This is a genomic window from Mesorhizobium abyssinicae, assembly GCF_049887195.1.
Classification (GTDB): Bacteria; Pseudomonadota; Alphaproteobacteria; order Rhizobiales; family Rhizobiaceae; genus Mesorhizobium; species Mesorhizobium abyssinicae.
The window spans coordinates 1-254 of the sequence record NZ_JARAKC010000161.1; the positions used below are offsets into that span (position 1 = coordinate 1).

At 63.4% G+C, this 254-nt stretch carries 1 pseudogene; it reads left to right on the top strand.

Going from position 1 to position 254, the window contains the following annotated elements:
* Positions 1-126: 126 nt before the first annotated feature.
* Positions 127-254, top strand: a pseudogene (locus PU724_RS34075) (ISNCY family transposase); the annotation flags it as partial.

Sequence of the window (254 nt, forward strand, 5' to 3'; positions counted from 1 at the left end):
CCGGCCATCTCCGCGCCCGGCCTCCTTCGCCCCAAGCCGGGAGCAAAATGGATGAGGCAACGCTTGAATCTCGGGGAGCATCGTTACGTGAGGCAATACGCTCTCTCACGTTGATCGCCGCGCCGCAGACGGAGCATTCCCATTAGAACGTCGGCGGATTGGGACGATCCAGCACCAGGCTTCGTTGAGGCGGACCTCGTCGCCCATAGCGGCCCTTCGGCTCGCGGCAGCTTCATCCAAACCCTCGTGCTCAC